Source organism: Palleronia sp. (assembly GCF_042089775.1).
Lineage (GTDB): Bacteria > Pseudomonadota > Alphaproteobacteria > Rhodobacterales > Rhodobacteraceae > Palleronia.
This window is the reverse complement of the sequence record NZ_JBELKF010000037.1, coordinates 1-19,279: the sequence shown is the minus strand read 5'-3', so window position 1 is coordinate 19,279 and position 19,279 is coordinate 1. Positions and strand designations below refer to the sequence as shown.

Genomic DNA, 19,279 nt, shown 5'->3' with positions numbered 1-19,279 from the left:
AAGGTGCGGGCACCCGAATGTCATCATGATGACATTCGTCCGTCTGGTACGCACCTTCGTCATATGGCGAAGGTAGATGGAAGTATCAGACACAAGAGATAGGTCGCAGCAAGCGGGCCAACACGTCGGGGATGGGCGTCGGTAGATGTGCCAGGAGAATTGTTATCGCGAGAACATCTATTGAACCAAGCACTTAGGCAAAATTAACATGTCGATTAGCTAGAATCCGACTGAAGGGCCTTTCTGAACTGTGACCGGAGGGCAGGAGAAGGGTTGGAGACAGGCACGGTCCCCCCATGCAGCTCGACGTGGCGCTGAATCTCAGCTTGTCCGGCGCCCTCGAAGATGCCGCATACTACGACCTCTTGATCTTTCAGATCTGCCAGCGACTTGAAGGGCGGTAGGGCAGGGGGCTCGGCCGCTTCACGGATGTCCACCCAGAACGAGGCGTTCAGCTCGCGAAGGGCAAGGAACATGCTTCCGAGGTCCCTCTTACCTGCGGCGGCCGACACGTCGGAGAGAAGCCCTTTATCATCGAGAGCATGCAGCTCACAGATGGCATGATGAATCGCTGTCGCATCGATCTTGGCAGGCGAGGGGTGCCGCCTAATGGCGGCATATAAGCCCAGTAGGGGGATCGGATGCTCCGCGGATATTTTCCCAGAAGCAGCGGTGAGCTCCCGGAGTGCCACGAACAGGACCCGCAGGTTCTTTTTCCCTGCGGCGTCCGCCACGTCTGTAAGAAGCCCTCCTTCATCAAGTTCGGTAAACTCGCCGGGGGCGGGGTAGATTGCGGGCGAATTAATCTTCGTAGGCAGGGAGTGCTGCCGAACGGCGGCGTGGAGATCGAGCGAAAAGTTTGGGTCACCGAGATCAACTGGTTTCCGGCTCGGAGATCTTTACTGCGGATCGCATCTCGGTGCTCGGTCGCCAGGCCGGGCAGGTGCCGCTGTTCTCGATGGCCGGGCGCGCGGTGACACGCACGGGAGCCCGGGGGCACCCGAGATGCTCGCTGTCCTGACCGTGCGGCACCGCCGTGCATCGCCACCGACGGTTGCCGAGCAACCGCGCATGACGTTGCAGGCCCGGAGAGACTACCACGCCTTCCTCACCGCACCGATCATACGACAGGCCCTGTCCACACTCGTGCCGGAATACGATCAGGTGGCGCCGGTCCTGACAAAGCCCGTCCGTCCTGGCCTCCAGGGGCTGGCTCAGGCTTCGCTGCTGCAGGCCTTCGCCTCGACGGTTGGTATCGGTCGGCTCGTGGAGGATCCGGTGCGCCGCGTGATCGAGGTCCTGCTCGCAAGCGATGCCGAAGGGCAGGGGCGGGTCCGGGAGGTGCTCAGGTCATGGCCGCTCTCGACGCGGCGACGTATCTCCGCGCGGTCCTGGCGTGCTGAGCGCAACGAGAGGGCACGTCTGGTCGCTGAAACCGCCGCGAGACGGCGCCAGTCTCACAAACCCCGACTCCGCCAGTCTCATAAATACGGTTGGCGAGTCTCATGAACCCCGGACGGTTTCTCGGGGAAGCCCTTGAGTCTCATGAAATCCGGCATTCCGAAGGTGCAGCGACATGTTGTCGTTCTTGCTCCACGGGTGGAATGTAACCCGTTGATAAGACAGCATTCACGTTCTTGTTTCATTACCGGACTATAGGTTCATTATCGGACCAGCGGGGCGCCGACGCCATGGCGTCGGCATGCGCCAAGCAGCCGGGGCCAGCGCGAGCGAAGGCCTTGCCGGATGGCGGCTCAAGACGAGTCCGGAGACCGAGCAAGAAGCCAGTCCACCGATGAACTGGGAATTTCCGCGACGAGAGGGCCGGTTCCGGGCGGATCCGGCGATGAACCTGAAGCGATCGCGCCATTCCTGCGCCTGCTCTCGCTATGCCCGATAATGCAACATTACTGGACATAGCGCTGACCTGCAAAGTGCGGCGGTTAGGGGTCTGATTTAGCGACTGAAGCGCCGCCTTCAGGAGGCATCCGACATGCCAGCTGCCGCCCCAAGCCTCGCGCAGGAGGTCCTGAGCCCCGTTCCGATGCAGTGACCGAACTTGTCTGCGCGGACGCAAGGCCTTGAAGACGCCGCCTTTGGTGCTTTCGTGCCGGTGCGATTTTGGCTTACCCGCGCCTTGATCCCGTGGCTCCTGTGGCGCGAGCGCCTGGCGCTGGAAGCTTGTGCGCAATCTACGGGGCGGTCCGAACGGTCAAGGGTGCGCTGCTTGAACGCGAGCGGTGGCTGCAGTGTCTCACTCCGCTCGCACGAACTCCACATCCTGCAAGGCACCGCAAGCACCATTGTGGGCGATCAGCCGGAAACCAGAGTCGCTGCTCTCGACGCGACACATCAGCGGGAACTGAGCCAATCCTATGTCTCCGGTCGCCTCGGAAAAGGTGACGATGCTTTCGGCTACGGCGTAGACGCCGCTGACGATTTCAGATCGCTGGTCGTTCGTCATGCTGAAACTGCCACTGTCTTCGAAGAGGGCCGTCACTGATCCGGCAGTGTACTCGCCCGGCTCGATATCCATGGTCCGCATACTGGCGGCTTCGCCAGCGGGCTGATCAGCCTGCTCTCCCGAACGCCGAGCCGGAGCGGCGGCCTGCTGCTGCGCTTCCTCGCCGCGCTGCTGCAGGTCCGCGATCCGCTGTTCGATCTGCGCGAGCTCCTCTCCACGCGTCGCAAGAAGTTGCGTCAGCTCTGTGACCTGACCCTGAACTTGATTCCGCTGCTCCTGCGCGGACTGCACGTCCGACGTCAGCTGATCGCGTCGGGTGCTCAAGTCGGAAACCGCCTTTTCCAGCTCGCCCCGCCGCTCTTGGATGCTGTTCAATTCGTCGCGCGCCGCAGCGAGCTGCTCCTGGACCGAGGCTTCGAGCTGGCGCGCCTCTTGTACGCGGGCCTCGGCTTGCGCCAGTTCATCGGCGAGGCTGGAGGCCTCTTCGGTAAGTTGCTGCAGCGTCTGCTGCGCCTGAGCGCTCTGTTCGCGGGCGAGTTGGAGCCGCTGGCCGACTTCGGCGAGTTCCTGTGCCTGCTCCACGGTGCGCTCTTCCGCCAAGGCCAGCTCATCGCGCTGCTGCAGCAGCTCTTGTTCGACGGTCTGCTGTTCGTTCCGAACCTGCTCGAGGGAGGAGCGCTCCTCATTGACCCTGAGCGTCACGTTCTCGAGCTCGGTCTGGGCCGCTTCGACCTCGTTCCGCACTGTTGCACGCTGCTCCGTCAAATCATTCACTTCGGCCTCAAAGGCACGTCGTTCAGCCTCTATCTCCTCGGTGAGCCGGGCCAGCTCCGAGTCAAATTCCGCACGCGCGATTTCGCGCTCCGCGGCGAGTTGGTCGAGCTCGGCTTCGAACTCTTGCTGCGCGGCAGTGCGCCGGCTCTCAAGATCGGACAGCTCCGCACCGCCCGCATCAATCTGCGCCCTGACGTCTCCCAATTCGCCCGAGGCGGTTTCCAGTGCTGCAAGAGCTTCCGCGACCTCCGACTGCTGCAGCTCCGCCGCTTCGAGCTGCGCACGCATGTCCTCCTCGAACGAACTGCGTGCGATAACCATCCATAGCACCACGGCCCATCCAACCACTGCCACAACAGCCAAGGCGATAGGCAGGGGTTTCCGCAGATCGGCTCGCGAAGTGATTGCCATCTTTTCCTCCTCTTCAGCAGCGAACAGCACCGTCTCGTATGAGCCATGGCCGTGCTGGCACATCTGGTTCGACTATCCTGATCTTGCCGCAGGACGTGAACAAGTTGTCTCGGGATGCGGCAAAGCAACCTCTACACGTCTCCATGACGCACTTACCGGCGTCTGGTTCCGCCGGCAGTGGGGCCGTTTCCCGATCTACGTACGCGGGGCAAGCCAAAGGTGTTGGCGTGCTGCGGCGTCTTGCCCTGTTGGAGCATCTCCGAAGGTCGACGCTCATACACCGAACCTCGGGAGGCGACGCGGGACACGAGCGTCAGCGATGTGAAGGAAGCGAACCTCCCAATCGCGCGGGCACAGGTGAGGCCGATTGTCGCGATTGGCCCAGATGTATGTGCCGGCTGCTGTTCGCAATCGAGAATTTGGCACGACTTCGGAAATCGCTCATATGTATCTGGCCTGTTGATCGGCTCGCGGGCCGGGGCCTTGATGGGGTTACGCACGCGCCTTGGTCTCATTAGCCGAAAGGTCGATGATGACCCAGTGGCCGTCAGACTTTGGGGGCGTATCTTCTCCGTTTCATGCTGTCCTCTCTTTCGCGAACTCCTTTGTTGCCATGGAAGGTGTCAGATCGCTTCCATGGCCGCGTCTTGTGGGGCGTCGAGCCGGGTGCCGTGACGCAGAATGCTCCAGGCCCTTCGAGCGAGCTTGTTGGCGAGCGATACGGCCGCCTTGTTTCGGGGCATGCGTGCCACGGCTTCGGTCAGCCACGGGCCAAAGCTGAACATCTCCCAACGGTGTGGACGCATCATGATCACTTTCGCCGCCTGCACGAACAACATCCTCAGGTAACGACTGCCGCGCTTGGTGATCCGGCCGAGGATCGTTTGCCCGCCGGTGCTGAACTGTCGGGGCACCAGGCCCACCCAGGCTGCAAAATCGCGTCCACGATCAAAGGCCTCACCTTTGCCGACGGTCGCGACCATCGCCGTCGAGATCATCGGCCCGATACCGGGTATCGTCATGATGTTGGCGCAGTTCTCCTCGGTGTGGCTGATCTCTTCGATCTCGCCGGAGACGTCCTCGATCCGTTTGTCCAGCCACATCCAGTCACCATATAGCCCGATCAGGATACGGCGCATCTGAGACGAGATCTCACCCGTCGTAGTTCGAGGATCGTCTCGGAGGAATGCTTCAGCGCCCGCAGAGCCCCGACCTGACGGTGATGCCCTGCTCGATCAGGAAGGTCCGGATCTGGTTGATGGTGGCCGTGCGCCGCGAAACCAGCCGGGCCCGGACCCGGTGCAGGGCCTGAAGGTCGAGCTGATCCTGGTTTCTCTCCGAAATGGTCCGAAGATTGGGCCGCAGCGCGGCTTCTGCGATCGCCTCGGCGTCGTTGTGATCGTTCTTTTGCCCCTTGTTGAACGGCTTCACGTAAATCGCCGGGATGATCCGCGGCTCGAACCCCAAGCCCCGCAACGTTCGGCTGACAAAATGGGCGCTCAGGCAAGCTCCCATAGCGACGATGCAGCGTGGCAGTTGCTCGAACGTGGCAGTCAGGGCAAGGCGCTTGATCTGCTTGCGGATGACCAGTTGGCCGGCCCGGCCGAACCCGACCATATAAGAGTATCCTTCCGATGTCGATCCCAACGACGGAAAGGTCTTCCAAACTCCCTGTCTTCTTTGCCCAAATGGCTGCTTCTCCTGTCGCGCTGCAGATCCCGGTTCAGGATAATCCGACGGTGGATGGAAGCAGCCGGCACATCCCATTAGCTGACATTCAGTGCAGAGGTCTGCGCCGCAGCGCGGCTTCACCTAACCGGCCATTCGTGCATGGCGCAGCACTTTAGGCTTGATGACAGCAGTTCAGACATTCCGGACGTTCGCTGCCAACGCTCCGGGTTATGCTGCACCGGCGCTGCACTATTCACGAACTTCAAGCCGGTTTCGAAAGAGCTTGGTGCTCTCTTCGTTGCGCATCAGCATGCTGCGGTTTCCATCGCGCCTAGGTGAGCAGCCGGAGTCTTGGCTTCGGTTCCAAAACAACTGAACCGATCAGTTCAATCTTGACACGAACGGCACATCCCCCGATTTGCTGGGCGCAACTCGAATATGAGGGCGATCCAATGTTCCCGAAACTTGCTTTGACGTTTGCGCTCGTTCTCCTGTCGGGTGGCGCAATGGCGCAGGAGACGGCCGACAGGCCCGTGAAACTGCTGACCCTCACGGCGCAGAAGAATGCCATCGAACGGGAATTCTATGGTCAGGTCGTCGCGCGTCAGACGGTCGATCTTGCATTTCAGGTGGGCGGTCAGGTCGTTGATCTGCCCGTTGTCGAAGGCGCAAGGCTGCCCGAGGGCGACCTGATTGCCCAGCTCGATTTACATGCTTTCGAACTGCGGCTCGATCAGGCAAAGCTTGAAAAGGCGCAGGCAGACCGCAGGCTTGACCGGCAGCAGGCGCTGAGCCGCGCCGCAGCATCGGAGGCCAGTCTTGAGGACGCGCTGACGGCTGCCAATCTGGCGGGCATCGCCGTGAGAGACGCCGAACTCGCGCTTGAGCGGGCCACATTGACCGCACCGTTCGACTCACTTGTCGCCAGCCGCGAGATTGCAAATTATTCAACCGTGAATGCAGGAACGCCGGTGGTGCGCCTGCATGACATGTCGGAAACTCGGATCGAGATCGACGTGCCCGAGCTGCTGTTTCGTCGCATGCAGGAACAATCAGATGTCAAATTGTTCGCCGTGTTCCCCGAACGCGGCGGTGAACTGCCCTTGGTCCTGCGCGAGTACGAGGCCGAGACATCCTCGGTCGGACAGACCTACAGCGTGACCCTCGCACTGGAAAACAACGATCCATCAATCTTTCCGGGAGCATCGGCCACCGTAATTGCGAGATTGCAGCAATCCGACAGCGTCGTGCTGGTGCCGCCCTCTGCCGTGGTGATCGCCCCGGATCGCAGCACATCGGTGATGGTTTTTGAACCCATGGGCGAGGAAACTGGCACGGTGCGGCGCATGCCGGTCGAGCTGCGCACGCTCAACAACGGGGCGCTTGCGCTTGACACGCCCTTGACCGAGCCGATCGAGATCGTCGCCGCGGGGGCGAACCGGCTTGAGGACGGGCAGGCCGTTCACCGCTTTAGCGGCTTTGGGAACTGAAACCATGGGCATCGCGCGCGCGGCAATCGACAAGGCCTTGCTGACCATCATCCTGATGCTGGCCTGTCTGATCGGGGGCACCTGGGGCTTTTTCAACGTCGGACGGCTTGAAGATCCGGCCTTCACCATCAAGGAAGCCGTGGTGGTCACGCAATATCCCGGCGCATCTGCGGCCCAGGTTGCGCTGGAGGTGTCCGAACCACTTGAGTCCGCGATCCAGCAGATGGGCGAGATCGACACCATCCGCTCGACCAACCGGCCGGGCCTCTCGATCATCAATGTCGAGGTCAAACCGACCTTTGGCGGGAACGAACTGCCGGCGATCTGGAATGACCTGCGTAACCGGGTGGGCGACGCGGCGGGCAATCTGGCCAGCGGCGTGCAGGCCCCGCGGGTCAATGACAGCTTCGGCGATGTGTTCGGCATCTACTATGCGGTCACGGCCCCGGGGTTCAGCGATGCCGAGCGGCATTCCCTATCAACCTTTCTGCGGCGCGAATTGCTGGCCGTGGACGGCGTGGCGGATGTCGAGGTCAAGGGCCTCCCGCAAGAAGCGATCTTTGTGGAGCCGTCACTGGCGCTGAACTACAATCTCGGGGTGCCTCCTGCGGCCATTGCCCAATCGGTGAGCAACGCAAATGTGGTGAGCCGGGCCGGATCGGTGGACCGTGACAGCCGCCGGGTCGTCCTTCAGGCGCCCGAAGGCACCGACAGCGTGGATGACATCGCCGGTCTGTCCATCGGCGTGGGCGGCGAGGTGCTGAACCTTTTCGACATTGCCAAGGTGCATCGCGCCCGCGTTGAATATCCGGATCAGATCATCCGGTTCAATGGCGAAGAGGCCTTTACCCTGGGCGTCGCAGGCCTGGGCAGCGAAAACATCGTCGAGGTGGGCGCGCGCGTCGACAATCGGCTGGCCGAGCTGAAAGACGAAATTCCCATCGGCGTGACGCTGCACCCGATCTACCAGCAGCATGTCGTGGTCGATGAGGCCAGCTCGGCGTTTCTGGTCAATCTGGCTATGTCCGTCGCCATCGTGGTTATCGTGCTGGCCGTGGCCATGGGCTGGCGGGCGGCGGTGGTCGTGGGGGTAACCTTGCTGCTGACGGTGGTCGGCACGCTGTTTTTCATGGCGATCTTCGAGATCGAGATGGAACGCATTTCGCTTGGTGCGCTGATCATCGCGATGGGGATGCTGGTGGACAATGCCATTGTCGTCGCTGAAGGCATGCAGATCAAGATGGGTCGTGGCGTGTCATCGCGCGACGCGGCAGAGGATGTGGGCAGCAAGACCCAGATCCCGCTGCTGGGGGCCACCGTGATCGGGATCATGGCCTTTGCGGGGATTGGGCTCAGTCCGGATGAAACGGGCGAATTCCTGTTCTCGCTCTTTGCAGTCATCGGCATTTCGCTCCTGCTGAGCTGGGTGCTGGCGATCACGGCCACGCCGTTGCTCGGGCATTACCTGTTCAAGCGGGGCAGCGGCGAGGGTGAGGACATGTCCTACAACGGCGTGTTCTTCCGCTCGTATGCGGCGATCCTGCGCGCGGCCCTCAAGGCGCGACTCCTTGTCGTTGTCGCCTTGATCGGGATCACGGTGGTCTGCTATGCCGGGTTCGGCCAGATTAAGCAGCAGTTCTTTCCCAATTCGAACACGCCACTGTTCTATGCCCACCTGAATCTGCCGCAGGGCGCGTCGGTCAACGACACCGCGACCGAACTTGCCCGGATCGAGACTTGGCTGACCGAGCGGGAAGACGTGCAATCGGTGTCCAGCTTCGTCGGCGAAGGCGCGTCGCGCTTCATGCTGACCTATGCCCCCGAACAGACCAATCCGACCTACGGCGTGCTGATCATCCGGACGGCGACGCTGGATCAGATTCCGCCCCTACGCAACGACTTGGTCGCCTTTGCCGATGAGGCATTGCCTGAGGGGTTGTTCCGAACCGAGCGGCTGGTGTTCGGACCCGGCGGCGGGGCTGAGATCGCCGCACGGTTCAGCGGGCCCGACCCCATCGTTCTGCGGCAACTCGCGGCAACAGCGACCGAAAAGATGCGCGAAGCCTCCGACAACCTGATCCATATGCGCACGGACTGGCGTGAACCCGAGTTGGTGCTGCGCCCCAGCTATGCGACGCAGCGCGCGCAAAGTGCGGGCATCGCCCGTGAGGATATCGCCGAAGTCCTACTGTTTGCCACCGATGGCAGCCGTGTGGGGGAATACCGCGAAGGCGAAAGGCTGATACCTATCGTTCTGCGCGGACCGCAGGGAGAGGCTGATCTGGTCAGCCAGCTGGTCTATTCCGGTGCCTCCGACAGTTTCGTGCCGATGGACCAGGTGATCGACGGCTTCAGGCACGAGATACAGGATACGCTGATCCACCGGCGCGACCGTCTGCCGACAATCGCGGTCGAGGCGGGCATCCTGTCGACCGTCACCGCCGCCGAGGTTCAGGCCGAAGTGCAGGCCACCGTCGAGGCGATCCCCCTGCCCGTCGGCTATAAGTTCGAATGGGGCGGAGAGTACGAAAACTCGTCCGAAGCCCAGCAAAGCCTGGGCCAGCAACTGCCGCTGAGCTTCATCACGATGGTGCTGATCTCGATCTTCCTGTTCGGGACGTTGCGCCAGCCGCTGGTGATCTGGCTGCTGGTGCCGATGTCCGTCAACGGCGTGGCGATCGGCCTGCTGGGGACAGGTTTGCCTTTCACCTTCACCGCGCTGCTGGGGCTGCTCAGCCTGTCGGGAATGCTGATCAAGAATGGAATTGTTCTGGTGGAAGAGATTGATCTCGTCCGCGCGGAAGGCGTGGAATTCACCCAGGCCATCGTGGATGCCTGCGTGTCGCGTGTGCGCCCCGTGCTGCTGGCGGCGGGGACCACCATCCTGGGGATGATCCCGCTGCTGTCGGATGCGTTCTTTGCAAGCATGGCGGTCACGATCATGGGCGGCTTGGCCTTTGCTACCATCCTGACCCTGATCGCGGCCCCTGTCCTTTATTCGCTCCTGCTCAAGCGCAGCGCACAGGCGGGCGAAGCCTGATGGTACCAACGGCATCATTTATTGACCTAAGCCCAGCCGCGAAGGGTGATTGAGGCGAGGCGAGGCGAGGCGGCATGGCGATGATGATCCTCGGCGCACGCCTCGACGAGGCGACACAAGGCCACGGGCTTGGCCTTGCCAACACGGCGGTCCGCGCGCGCGCCTATGGCGGGAAGATCCAGTTGAACGAGAGTGAAGGCGGTGGACTTCTGGTTCAGGTAAGATTGCCGGACGAGAATGACCACGGCTTCGGGCGGTGCCAAGGAATCGCCTTGGCGGGTAGAGATCCGGCGCACCTGACTTTCGCCGAATCCATACCGGGCCGGCACGCCGGATTGGAACGCTGTGTGGTCAATGATCGAACGGTAGCAGCGAGTTCATCACCGTCTCCGTTTGCGCACGGATCGTCGGGCCTGAACGTCAGATTCCGACTTTGAGGCATGGTTGGCTCGCAGGTGCAGCGAATGTCTGGAAACCGCCGATTCTGCGGAAAAACATCCGTTCGCGAGCGCAGAAATCGACGACCGGAAAATGCGCGCACGCCTTTCGCATCAGGCTTTTTGCGCTTGCTGCGGTGCGCGAAGGATCTTCGCCAGTTTCCTGAGGTTCTGGGCCGTGGCTGCGAGGATGAATTCATCTTTCGCGCCGCATGGTCCCCGTAGTCGCAGCCTTCCGAGGCCGAGGATGCGCTTGAGATGCGCGAACAGCATCTCGAACTTTCCGCAGCTTCATCGAGACCGCGTATTGCTCTGTCCTGGCGACATCGCGGGCGACTTGGCGGGCGTCTTCGTGTTCCTCGCGGGTAATGGATCTGGCATCGGCGTTCGGGCAGCAGTGCTGTCTCGATGGGCAGGCCTGGCAGGTCAATTTCAAGGCGCGGTATTTGGCCCGACCCTCACTGGTCGGCCCCCGGTTCGGGCGAGACGGCTCGATCAAGCGAGGGTTTTTCAACGAAATACGCCCTTAGCCTTCCGCACCTGAACTCATGCTGCGCCTGTCACAGACGTCCGAGAGGGGGCTGCCTGCGGTCAGGCGAGCATAAGCAACTTCGGGATAATGCTGTCGCCTGCATCTGCTGCGCCCGGTGGCGTTGCGATGCGTTCTGTTGGTCATCCGCTGGCTCGCGAACATATGCTTCGCAGGGGCAACCGGGCGTGGCCCTGTCAGCACGGCCCTGTCAAATGAATGGCTGTAACCGGCGTCTCCGCCCATGGGGTTTTTTGCTTGCAGTCGGGATCGCTCGGCTCCTGTAATGTTCCCGTCATGCCTGCTCGTTGGAAGTACGACACACCCACGTCTCGCCAAGCGTTCGATGCGCGTTTCCCGACGAGGAAGCGTGCTCTGCGCATCTTGCTGAACGGCTCCGCCTTCACCGCCGCACGAGGCCGAGCCTGAACCAGCGGTAGCCGCAGCTCTCCAGCGTCAGGGTACCGTCTGTTCGTTCCTCTTCCTCTTCCTCTGACGACGATAACAGTATGGTCGCATGACCTTCACCAAGGTCCGCGGGCGTAACCTCGATCGCTTCGTCTCCGAGATTGTGCAGCGTCAGGACCGTGGCGCCACGCCATTCGCAGATCAGCCCGAGAACCGGTTCGGGCAACCCGTCGAGGAGTCGCCAATCGCCCCATCCGATCCCGGGGCAGGCCCGGCGCGTGCGGATCATGCCCTGGATCTCCTTCAGCAGCGAGTTCGGACGCCTGCTCTGCTGCTCGACATTGGTTTCGCAGTACCCCAGAGGGCCGTCCGCGACGACCGGGCGGACGGTGGCGCCGTCGGTGTGCGAGAACCCCCCATGTTTCTCGTCGTTCCACTGCATCGGCGTTCGCACCGGACGACGCTCGGGCAGCGACAGGTCCTCGCCCATCCCGATCTCGTCGCCATACCACATCACCGGCGTTCCCGGCAGCGCGAAGAGCAGCGAATGCGCCAGCGCCACCCGTCGCGCGTCGCCGCCCAGCATCGGGGCGAGGCGCCGCCGGATGCCGCGGCCGTAGATCCGCATGTCCTCATCGGGGGCGAAGGCATCGAACACCTCCTGCCGCTCCGCCTCGCTCAGCTTGTCGAGGCTCAGCTCGTCGTGGTTGCGCAGGAAGTTCGCCCATTGCGCCTGTTGGGGCGCTCCCTCGGGGCGGGAGCGCAGGGCCTGCGCGATCGGACGCGCATCCTTTCGCGCGAGGGCGAGCCAGAGCATCTGGTTCAGCGGAAAGTCGAAGATCAGGTGCATCCGCTCGTCCGAGCCGTAGGTTCGGCCTCCGAAGTAGCTGCTGGCCTGGTCCCGCGTCACGTTGGCCTCGGCCAGCATGATCGCCTCCGCGCGGCGCCAGGACAGGAAGTCGCGCATCTCGGAGAGAAGGAGCAGCGGGTCGCGCTCGGGCTCTTCCTTCAGGCCCTTGTACTCGACCAGGAACGGCACGGCGTCGATCCGGAAGCCCGAGACGCCCAGTTCAAGCCAGAAGCCCATGATCCGCTGGATCTCCTCGCGGACCTCCGGGTTGGCGATGTTGAGATCGGGCTGGTGCGCGTAGAAGCGGTGCATGTACCACGATTGGGTCGTCTCGGAATGGGTCCACACGGCATCTTGGACGCCGGGGAAGATGATCCCCTCGGTGATGTCCTCGGGCTTCTCGTCGCTCCAGACATACCAGTCCCGGTAGGGCGAATCCTTAGAGGCGCTGGCGGACTTGAACCAGGGATGGTCCTTCGAGGTGTGGTTGACGACGAGGTCGAGGATGACCCGAAGCCCCTTGTCCCGCGCCGCACGGCAGAAGGCCACGAAATCGCCCGGACTGCCGAGAACGGCATCCACGCCGTAGAAATCGGTGATGTCGTAGCCGTTGTCGCGGTTGGGCGAGGGGTAGAACGGGTTGAGCCACACGGCAGTCGCCCCGAGCGCCTCCAAATGGTCCAGTCGGTCGGTCAGGCCGCGAAAGTCGCCGATGCCGTCGGCGTTCGAGTCCACGAAGGTTTCGACATCGAGGCAGTAGATGATCGCGTTCTTGTACCACAGGTCGAGCATTGGTGCGTTCTCCGATCCGGGTCGCGCAGGATGCCCGGCGTTGGCCTTCTCAGACCGTAGTGCCCCGGCGGGGATCTCCAAGGCGCGTCTTCGGAAACATTGGGCGCGTTCGGCAGTTGGGATCCGGCGCGCGGCCGCGCGGGATGGGAGAGCAGGATGAGCGCAATCGAGACCAGGGAACCGCGTCCGCTGAACGTCGTCATCACCGGGGCGTCCGCCGGCGTCGGCCGGGCAACCGCACGGTGCTTCGCCGAACACGACGGCGCCAATATCGGCCTGATCGCCCGCGGGCGGGGGCGGCTGGAAAGCGCGGCCGAGGATATCCGATCCCGCGGTGGCACGCCGCTCGTTTTGCCCTGCGACGTCTCGGACTGGGAGGCGGTGGACGCGGCCGCGACCCGCTTTGAAGAGCAGTTCGGGCCCATCGACGTCTGGGTAAACTGCGCCATGGTCACCATGCTGGGGCCGTTCGAGCAGATCGAACCCGAAGAGTTCCGGCGCATCACCGAAGTCACCTACCTCGGATACGTGCACGGCACCCTGGCGGCGCTGCGGCGGATGCGGCCGCATGATCGGGGCGTGATCGTGCAGGTGGGCTCTGCGCTCGCCTACCGCTCGATCCCGTTGCAGTCCGCCTATTGCGGCGCAAAGCACGCGATCGTCGGCTTCACCGACTCGATCCGGTCCGAATTGATCCATAACGGCTCGGCGGTGCAGATTTCGGCGGTTCACCTTCCGGCCGTGAACACGCCGCAATTCGACTGGATGCGCAACCGGATGCCGAACCGGCCGCAGCCGGTGCCGCCGATCTACCAGCCCGAGGTTCCGGCAGACGCCATCCACCACGTCGCCCACCACCCCCAGCGCGAGCTCTGGGTCGGCCGGTCGGCCGTGATGACGATCCTTGGCCAGAAGCTCGCGCCCGAACTTCTCGACGAAAAGCTTGCGGATGCCGCCTATTCCGGCCAGCAGACAGACGAGCGTGCGAGTGAGCGGCCGGACAACCTGTTCGATCCTGTCGAGGGCGATTTTTCAGCTCATGGCCGCTTCGACGACAGGGCAAGCTATCGCGCACCCGCCCTCACTGCGGCCAAGCAGCGATCCGGTGCGATCGTTGCCGGCCTTGCCGCGCTAGGTGCTATTGTCCTGGCCGGCTATCTCTGCGCCGACCGCGACCAGATGTAGCCAAACAGCACGAGGTGAAGTCGGGCTCGAAGGCATTCTCGATCATGGCGCCTTCGTTAAGATTCACAGACGCAGTGGATTAGGACGAGCCGGTCAGCCGCGGAGGCCGGTGCTCATGCCGGTGCGATCTGATCCGGATGCTTGACCCTGAGACCGATGAGCCCAGCGAGGCGGCTTAGGCAGCACGGTGGAAGGGTAGCAGCTTGCGGCTTTCTCGAGCGCGGGAAGCCTCCTATGGCATTGTCAGGTTGTTGGTTCCGCAGAGGCCGATTGGCGCACCCGGATGCTGAAACTCGACGACCTCTCCCGCCTCAAGGGGCATCGCTTCCTGCGCACCGTCACTGGCTATGCCGTCTGTGCGTATCACCGCTTCGCCTTGAATCTACGCGACGTCGAAGACCTTCTGGCCGAGCGAGAGATCATCGTATCCCATGAAACGATCAGGGTCTGGGGCGCGAAGTTCGGGGCACAAACTGCTGCGAAGACCCGACGCGACCGGTCCGAGCCGGCTGACCGGTGGCACCTCGATGAGGTCGTTCTAAAGACCAACGGCGCGAAGCATTGGCTGTGGCGGGCGGTCGATGCGAAAGGCGAGGTCTGGGACATTCTCGTTCAGTCGCGGCGCAATGCCGCAGCCGCCAAACGGTTCATGCACGAGCTCTTCAAGCGATGGGGCCTGCCGCGGGTGATGGTGACCGACAAGCTCGGATCCCACTCGGCCGCGAAGGCGAAACGCACCGCCGGCACCAGGGGATCAATAGCGCGGCGGAAGCATCGCATCGGCATACTCGCCGACGAGGGAAGATCATGGGCCGGTTCAAGTCACCGCGACAAGCCCAGCGTATCCTGGCGGTCCACGATCAAACAGCCGCCATCTTCCGCCCGCACCGCCGAACTCTCGGCGTAAGCGGCCGCCGACCGCACCGTGTCCGCCCACACAAAACAACCTAACAATCCCCTTTAGACCACGCCGCTTTCAGTTCTCCCTCGAAGGGGACATGTCATCAGCCGCAGGCTGCCAGGAACGACCTCGGACAGTGCGGGTTGGCCTTCGAGAAATTGCGTAGACACGAAGAAGGGCCCACGCCATGCAAAGCCAAACTGCTCGCGTCGATGGAATCAACATGCGATGGGAGGAGACGGGATCGGGCGATCCTCTGGTCCTGCTCCACGGCATCCCGACTTGCCCGGCGCTCTGGCGCGACGTTGCGCCGCTCATCGAAGGTCGGCGCGTCTTCGCCTGGGAAATGCCCGGGTACGGCGCCTCAATCGATGAAGGGAAGGCCCGCGACATCTCCGTCGCGAAGCAGGCCGATTACCTTGTCGCCTGGATGCGCAGCCAAGGCATCGAGCGCGCGATCCTTGCAGGCCACGACCTCGGCGGAGGCGTCGCACAAATCGCGGCCGTGCAGCACCCGGGGATGGTTAGTGGCCTCCTTCTCACCAATGCGATCAGCTACGATTCCTGGCCTGTGCCGCTGGTAAACGCGGTCGCGAAGACCGGCTCTATCGCAAAGCATGCCCCCGACGGCTCCTTCCACCAACTTCTGAAGATGATGTTCTCGAAAGGCCATGAGACGGATGCGGCTGCCAAGGCTGCGTTCGACACCCATGCGCCGCATTACGACCGCCACGGCGAGGCAGAGGCTTTCGTTCGGCAGGCGCAGTCCCTGAACGTCGAGGACACCAAGGCCATCGCTGGTCAACTGCCGACACTCGGCATCCCGGCACGGATCGTCTGGGGGGCCGCCGACGAGTTCCAGAAGATCGAGTACGGAGAGCGGCTCGCTGCGGATCTCGACGCGCCACTGCGGCGGATCGAAGGCGGACTGCATTTCACGCCGGAGGATCACCCACAGATCATTGCCGAAGAGATCAATGCGCTGATCCGTGAGGCGGAAAGGGTCGCACGCCATGATGTCTGATGCGCGCCGCGGCGGCGATGCCGAACTTGAACAAGCCATAGCCGTGGTCCGATCTCTACCCGAGATCATGCCGCAGGACGCCGACGCGACAGTCCGCGAGATCTATGAGGATGTACAGAACACCCTGCGCGTCCCCTTCGTTAACCAGCTGTTCCGGCTACTCGCCAGCAACTCGGACTATCTGCAGGCAGCGTGGCGCTATGTCGGCCCGATCGCCGAAACCCGCGCCTTCGAAGACGCATCGACGGCCTTGCGTGAGGTTGCGCGACCCGACTTTGCCATGGAGGCGGCTGACGCAGAGTGGACGTCGCTCGGAGACCTCGACCGCGTGCGCCGCTTCACCGAATCGATCCATTACGTCCTGCCGAAGCTTTTGCTCGCCGTTACGCTGCTCGACCCCGCGATCCGCGGTACGGACGGCGAGAGGGCCAGGGGGAGCGAGACGTTTCCAAAGGGAGTCGCCGCGGGCACGGAGAAGATTGAGATGGTCGATCCGGAGGCGGCGGACGAGCCGCTCCGCTCGCTGTTCGCGGACATCCGGGAGCGGCACCGGCATCCTGCGCTCGCGACCTATTTCCGGTCGCTTGGGCAGTGGCCGGAACTGCTCAAGGCGATTTGGACGCGACTGGCCCCACATGTGGGCGGACGCGGCCATGAAGCGCGGAAGGCGGCGTTGATCGATCGAGCGGGCGAACTCGCGGCAGGCTTGCGCACGGAAGACGAAAGACCCCCAAATCTGCCTGAACCCGCCGCGGCCGTTCTCGCTGTCTTCCGCCTGCGAGTCATTCCGGACCTGCTGGTCGATGTGGCCATTGTCAGAGCGATGCTTGACGGACCAGAGGCAGCCCGGACGAACCGGTTCGTCGTGAAGTAATCACTGGCCGGGGGCACCGTTTTTTTTTTGAACAGCGGAGCAACGCCTGCCATTTTCAGACAGAGCCGGCTGGTGGAGGCGGTCATGGCACCAAGCTGCCAGGCGCGCTCAGCAAGCGGCGGAAGCAATCTATCAGCCGCACGAGGCATGCCGCCGTTCCCCGCGCCCGCGCGATCAGACGTTGTCGCGGGGGATCGTCTCGGTCCAGTTCAGGGACCTGATCCGGTCCTCGTTCTCGAACGCGTCGAGCTCGGCGTAGAGGTAGAAGTTCTCCTTGTCGGCCGTCAGCCTCGTGCGGGTGCGGGTGCGGATCGACCACCCTTCGCGCTCAAGGCCGTAGTGCCACTCGGTCTCGCCCCGGGCCGACGAATGGTCGCCGGGCGAGGCGGAGTAGGTCTCGATCGCGCGAGACGACACGGTCAGGCCGATGTCGTCGTGGCGCAGCACGCCCCGGTCGTCGACCACCTCCAGCACAGCCTCCTGCATGCCGAGGTCATGCTTGACCATCCAGCGATGCTCGGGCGCCTGGAGCGCCGTCAGCGGCGGGCTGGGCGCGCGTCGGGCGGGTGCGAAGCTGGGTGACGCGTCGTCCGCCGGCACCGGGCGATGCGGCACGCTCAGGCTGCTGACCCCGGTGCGTACGGTCAGCTTGACGTCCTCGGGCGGAGTCCAGGCCAGCGGCCAGTACACGGTCGAGATCGAGAGCCGCAGGCGATGGCCCTTGGGGACGTTCTCGGCGATGTAGTTCATCGGCACGCGGACGGTGTACTCGCGGCCCGTCTCCAGCGGCTCGGGGTGACGGCGGCTGTCGCGATGGGTGAGGTTCAGCAACCCGTAGCTCAGGCGCGTGACCTGGTGGTCGGGCCGCACGTCCGACAGGCGAACCGCGACCATGGCGACGGGTCGATCCGACGAGACCGTCAACTCGACCACCGGCGCGCCGAGCACCTCGATATCGTCGTCCAGCGGATCGGTCTGGAACACCAGTCCGCCGCCATCGTCGATCCGCTGATCGCCGGCGAGGTCGGGCGCGTTCGCGTAAGAGCACCACTTGCCCGAGGCCAGCCCCGTGGTCACCGGCGACTGCACGTCGAGCCCCTTCTGCGGGACCTCTTCGCCCTCGGGCAGAAGTTCCCGGCCGGGCGCAAGCCGCCACTCCTGAGTCTGCACCTGCGGCGCCGGCCATTCCGGGATCGCAATCCAGCGGCCGGGCCGCTCGTCGTAATCGTGGTTGGGCGGCGCGCTTTCCTGCATCCAGGCGGTGACCATCGGGTCGTCCTCGACGCCCGTCTCCTTGCCCTTCAGCCAGCGATCCCACCAGCGCAGCATCTCGCCCAGGAAGTCGATCGCCGGGCCGGGCCGCCCGAAATGCGGGTAGATGTGGCCCCAAGGACCCACCAGCCCCTTTCGCGGGCCCTTCAGGTTCTCCATCAGGCGGAACACGCTGTTGGTGTAGCCGTCCGTCCAGCCCGAAACGGCGAAGACGGGGATCTGCACGTCGTCGTAATTCTCGCAGATCGAGCCGTGGCGCCAATAGTCGTCGCGCCGCTGGTGGCGCAGCCATTTGCCAAGCCACGGTCGGCAATTCTCCAGCCGCTCCATCCACATGTCGCGCCATTGGTCGCCGACCAGTTCGGGATCGGGGGGCAGCGAGTTGTAGGCGAACATCACGCCCGACCAAGACAGATTGTCGCCCAGAAGCGTGCCGCCCATGTGGTGAATATCGTCGGCGTAGCGGTCGTCGGTTGAGGCAACGGTGACGATCGCCTTCAGCGCCTCGGGCTGCATCGCGGCGATCTGGAGGCCGTTGAAGCCGCCCCACGAGATACCCATCATCCCAACATTGCCATCGCACCAATCCTGCGCGGCAAGCCATTCGATGGCAGCGACCCCGTCATCGAGTTCGGTCTGCAGGTATTCGTCCAGCAGCACGCCCTCGCTCTCGCCCGAACCGCGAATGTCGAGGCGCACGCAGGCATACCCATGCGCGGCGAGGAACGGGTGGGTGTGGGTGTCACGGACGCGCGTGCCGAAGCGCTTGCGGTAGGGAATGTACTCGAGGATCGCGGGCACCGGCCGGCCATCGGCAGGCCGCCAGATGCGCGCGGACAGGTGCAGACCGTCGGTGACGGGGATGCGCACATGCTCTTCGACGATGATCTCTTCGGGCAGGTCGTCGACGACGTCCATCACAGGTCCTCCGGGATCGGTTTGATGAGAAATTCGAGCGAATGGCGGCAGCGCAAGTAAGCGTCCTCGATGGCGCTCAGGTCTGCGCCCCCGATGAACAGGTCCGCGAGCTCATAGGTGTAGCTGTCCTGGTCCGGCAGATCGCTGAGACGTTGACCGGGCTGGACGAGGATCTGGGCTGCGAGGTCGGGAAACAGGTCCTTCAGGAACAGCGCCTCGCCCCAGCCGGGATGGGCGCA

11 protein-coding genes and 4 pseudogenes are annotated in these 19,279 nt (G+C 63.4%); 8 read left to right on the top strand and 7 right to left on the bottom strand.

Annotation, left to right across the window (positions count from 1 at the left end; genetic code table 11):
- Positions 1-215 precede the first annotated feature (215 nt).
- On the bottom strand, positions 216-734 hold the full coding sequence (locus ACFDS3_RS10720; protein ID WP_375262348.1) for a hypothetical protein: 519 nt from the start codon (positions 732-734) through the stop codon (positions 216-218).
- 271 nt (positions 735-1,005) lie between these two features.
- On the opposite strand from ACFDS3_RS10720, the gene ACFDS3_RS10715 reads away from it, so the two are divergent.
- Positions 1,006-1,509 (top strand): hypothetical protein, encoded by a 504-nt coding sequence (locus tag ACFDS3_RS10715; protein ID WP_375262347.1) that lies wholly within the window; start codon positions 1,006-1,008, stop codon positions 1,507-1,509.
- A gap of 745 nt (positions 1,510-2,254) precedes the next feature.
- Here ACFDS3_RS10715 and ACFDS3_RS10710 read toward each other — a convergent pair.
- A complete protein-coding gene (locus tag ACFDS3_RS10710) occupies positions 2,255-3,712 on the bottom strand; it encodes a hypothetical protein (protein ID WP_375262346.1) in 1,458 nt (485 codons plus the stop codon).
- Between the two features lie 560 nt (positions 3,713-4,272).
- A pseudogene (locus ACFDS3_RS10705) lies at positions 4,273-5,339 on the bottom strand (IS110 family transposase).
- A 514-nt stretch (positions 5,340-5,853) separates the two neighbouring features.
- Between ACFDS3_RS10705 and ACFDS3_RS10700 the strand changes: the two are divergent.
- From ACFDS3_RS10700 to ACFDS3_RS10690, 3 genes are all read left to right on the top strand, one after another.
- Complete coding sequence (locus tag ACFDS3_RS10700; protein WP_375262345.1) at positions 5,854-6,810, top strand: efflux RND transporter periplasmic adaptor subunit; 957 nt, start codon at positions 5,854-5,856, stop codon at positions 6,808-6,810.
- Between the two features lie 4 nt (positions 6,811-6,814).
- Positions 6,815-9,850 carry an efflux RND transporter permease subunit gene (locus tag ACFDS3_RS10695; RefSeq protein WP_375262344.1) on the top strand — a complete coding sequence of 1,012 codons (3,036 nt, stop codon included), beginning with the start codon at positions 6,815-6,817 and terminating at the stop codon, positions 9,848-9,850.
- A gap of 74 nt (positions 9,851-9,924) precedes the next feature.
- Positions 9,925-10,287, top strand: coding sequence for a hypothetical protein (locus tag ACFDS3_RS10690; RefSeq protein ID WP_375262343.1), 363 nt, complete (start codon positions 9,925-9,927; stop codon positions 10,285-10,287).
- Positions 10,288-10,401: 114 nt separating this feature from the next.
- Here ACFDS3_RS10690 and ACFDS3_RS10685 read toward each other — a convergent pair.
- A pseudogene (locus tag ACFDS3_RS10685) lies at positions 10,402-10,774 on the bottom strand (transposase); the annotation flags it as partial.
- A gap of 445 nt (positions 10,775-11,219) precedes the next feature.
- Positions 11,220-12,866, bottom strand: a complete 1,647-nt coding sequence (locus ACFDS3_RS10680) for an alpha-amylase family protein (protein ID WP_375262342.1) — start codon at positions 12,864-12,866, stop codon at positions 11,220-11,222.
- 156 nt (positions 12,867-13,022) lie between these two features.
- Here ACFDS3_RS10680 and ACFDS3_RS10675 point away from each other — a divergent pair, with 156 nt between their 5' ends.
- The 4 genes and pseudogenes from ACFDS3_RS10675 to ACFDS3_RS10660 all read left to right on the top strand — a co-directional run bounded on the left by ACFDS3_RS10675 (position 13,023) and on the right by ACFDS3_RS10660 (position 16,850).
- The gene (locus ACFDS3_RS10675) at positions 13,023-14,051 is read left to right on the top strand and encodes an SDR family oxidoreductase (RefSeq protein ID WP_375262341.1); all 1,029 of its coding nucleotides are present in this window, start codon (positions 13,023-13,025) and stop codon (positions 14,049-14,051) included.
- A gap of 283 nt (positions 14,052-14,334) precedes the next feature.
- Positions 14,335-15,002 (top strand): annotated as a pseudogene (locus ACFDS3_RS10670) (IS6 family transposase).
- Between the two features lie 173 nt (positions 15,003-15,175).
- Positions 15,176-15,976 carry an alpha/beta fold hydrolase gene (locus tag ACFDS3_RS10665; protein WP_375262340.1) on the top strand — a complete coding sequence of 267 codons (801 nt, stop codon included), beginning with the start codon at positions 15,176-15,178 and terminating at the stop codon, positions 15,974-15,976.
- Positions 15,966-16,850, top strand: coding sequence for a halocarboxylic acid dehydrogenase DehI family protein (locus ACFDS3_RS10660; RefSeq protein WP_375262339.1), 885 nt, complete (start codon positions 15,966-15,968; stop codon positions 16,848-16,850). The genes ACFDS3_RS10665 and ACFDS3_RS10660 overlap by 11 nt, the downstream gene beginning before the upstream one ends.
- Positions 16,851-17,024: 174 nt before the next feature.
- Here ACFDS3_RS10660 and ACFDS3_RS10655 read toward each other — a convergent pair whose 3' ends face one another.
- Positions 17,025-19,040 carry a CocE/NonD family hydrolase gene (locus ACFDS3_RS10655; RefSeq protein ID WP_375262338.1) on the bottom strand — a complete coding sequence of 672 codons (2,016 nt, stop codon included), beginning with the start codon at positions 19,038-19,040 and terminating at the stop codon, positions 17,025-17,027.
- Positions 19,040-19,279, bottom strand: a pseudogene (locus tag ACFDS3_RS10650) (hypothetical protein); the annotation flags it as partial. The gene ACFDS3_RS10655 and the pseudogene ACFDS3_RS10650, both read right to left, overlap by 1 nt.

Excerpts from the sequence above, each read along its gene's own strand:
- ACFDS3_RS10715 (WP_375262347.1), top strand. The coding sequence starts at position 1,006 with ATGCTCGCTGTCCTGACCGTGCGGCACCGCCGTGCATCGCCACCGACG.
- ACFDS3_RS10710 (WP_375262346.1), bottom strand. The coding sequence starts at position 3,712 with ATGTGCCAGCACGGCCATGGCTCATACGAGACGGTGCTGTTCGCTGCT.
- ACFDS3_RS10695 (WP_375262344.1), top strand. The coding sequence starts at position 6,815 with ATGGGCATCGCGCGCGCGGCAATCGACAAGGCCTTGCTGACCATCATC.
- ACFDS3_RS10690 (WP_375262343.1), top strand. The coding sequence starts at position 9,925 with ATGGCGATGATGATCCTCGGCGCACGCCTCGACGAGGCGACACAAGGC.
- ACFDS3_RS10680 (WP_375262342.1), bottom strand. The coding sequence starts at position 12,866 with ATGCTCGACCTGTGGTACAAGAACGCGATCATCTACTGCCTCGATGTC.
- ACFDS3_RS10675 (WP_375262341.1), top strand. The coding sequence starts at position 13,023 with ATGAGCGCAATCGAGACCAGGGAACCGCGTCCGCTGAACGTCGTCATC.
- ACFDS3_RS10665 (WP_375262340.1), top strand. The coding sequence starts at position 15,176 with ATGCGATGGGAGGAGACGGGATCGGGCGATCCTCTGGTCCTGCTCCAC.
- ACFDS3_RS10660 (WP_375262339.1), top strand. The coding sequence starts at position 15,966 with ATGATGTCTGATGCGCGCCGCGGCGGCGATGCCGAACTTGAACAAGCC.
- ACFDS3_RS10655 (WP_375262338.1), bottom strand. The coding sequence starts at position 19,040 with ATGGACGTCGTCGACGACCTGCCCGAAGAGATCATCGTCGAAGAGCAT.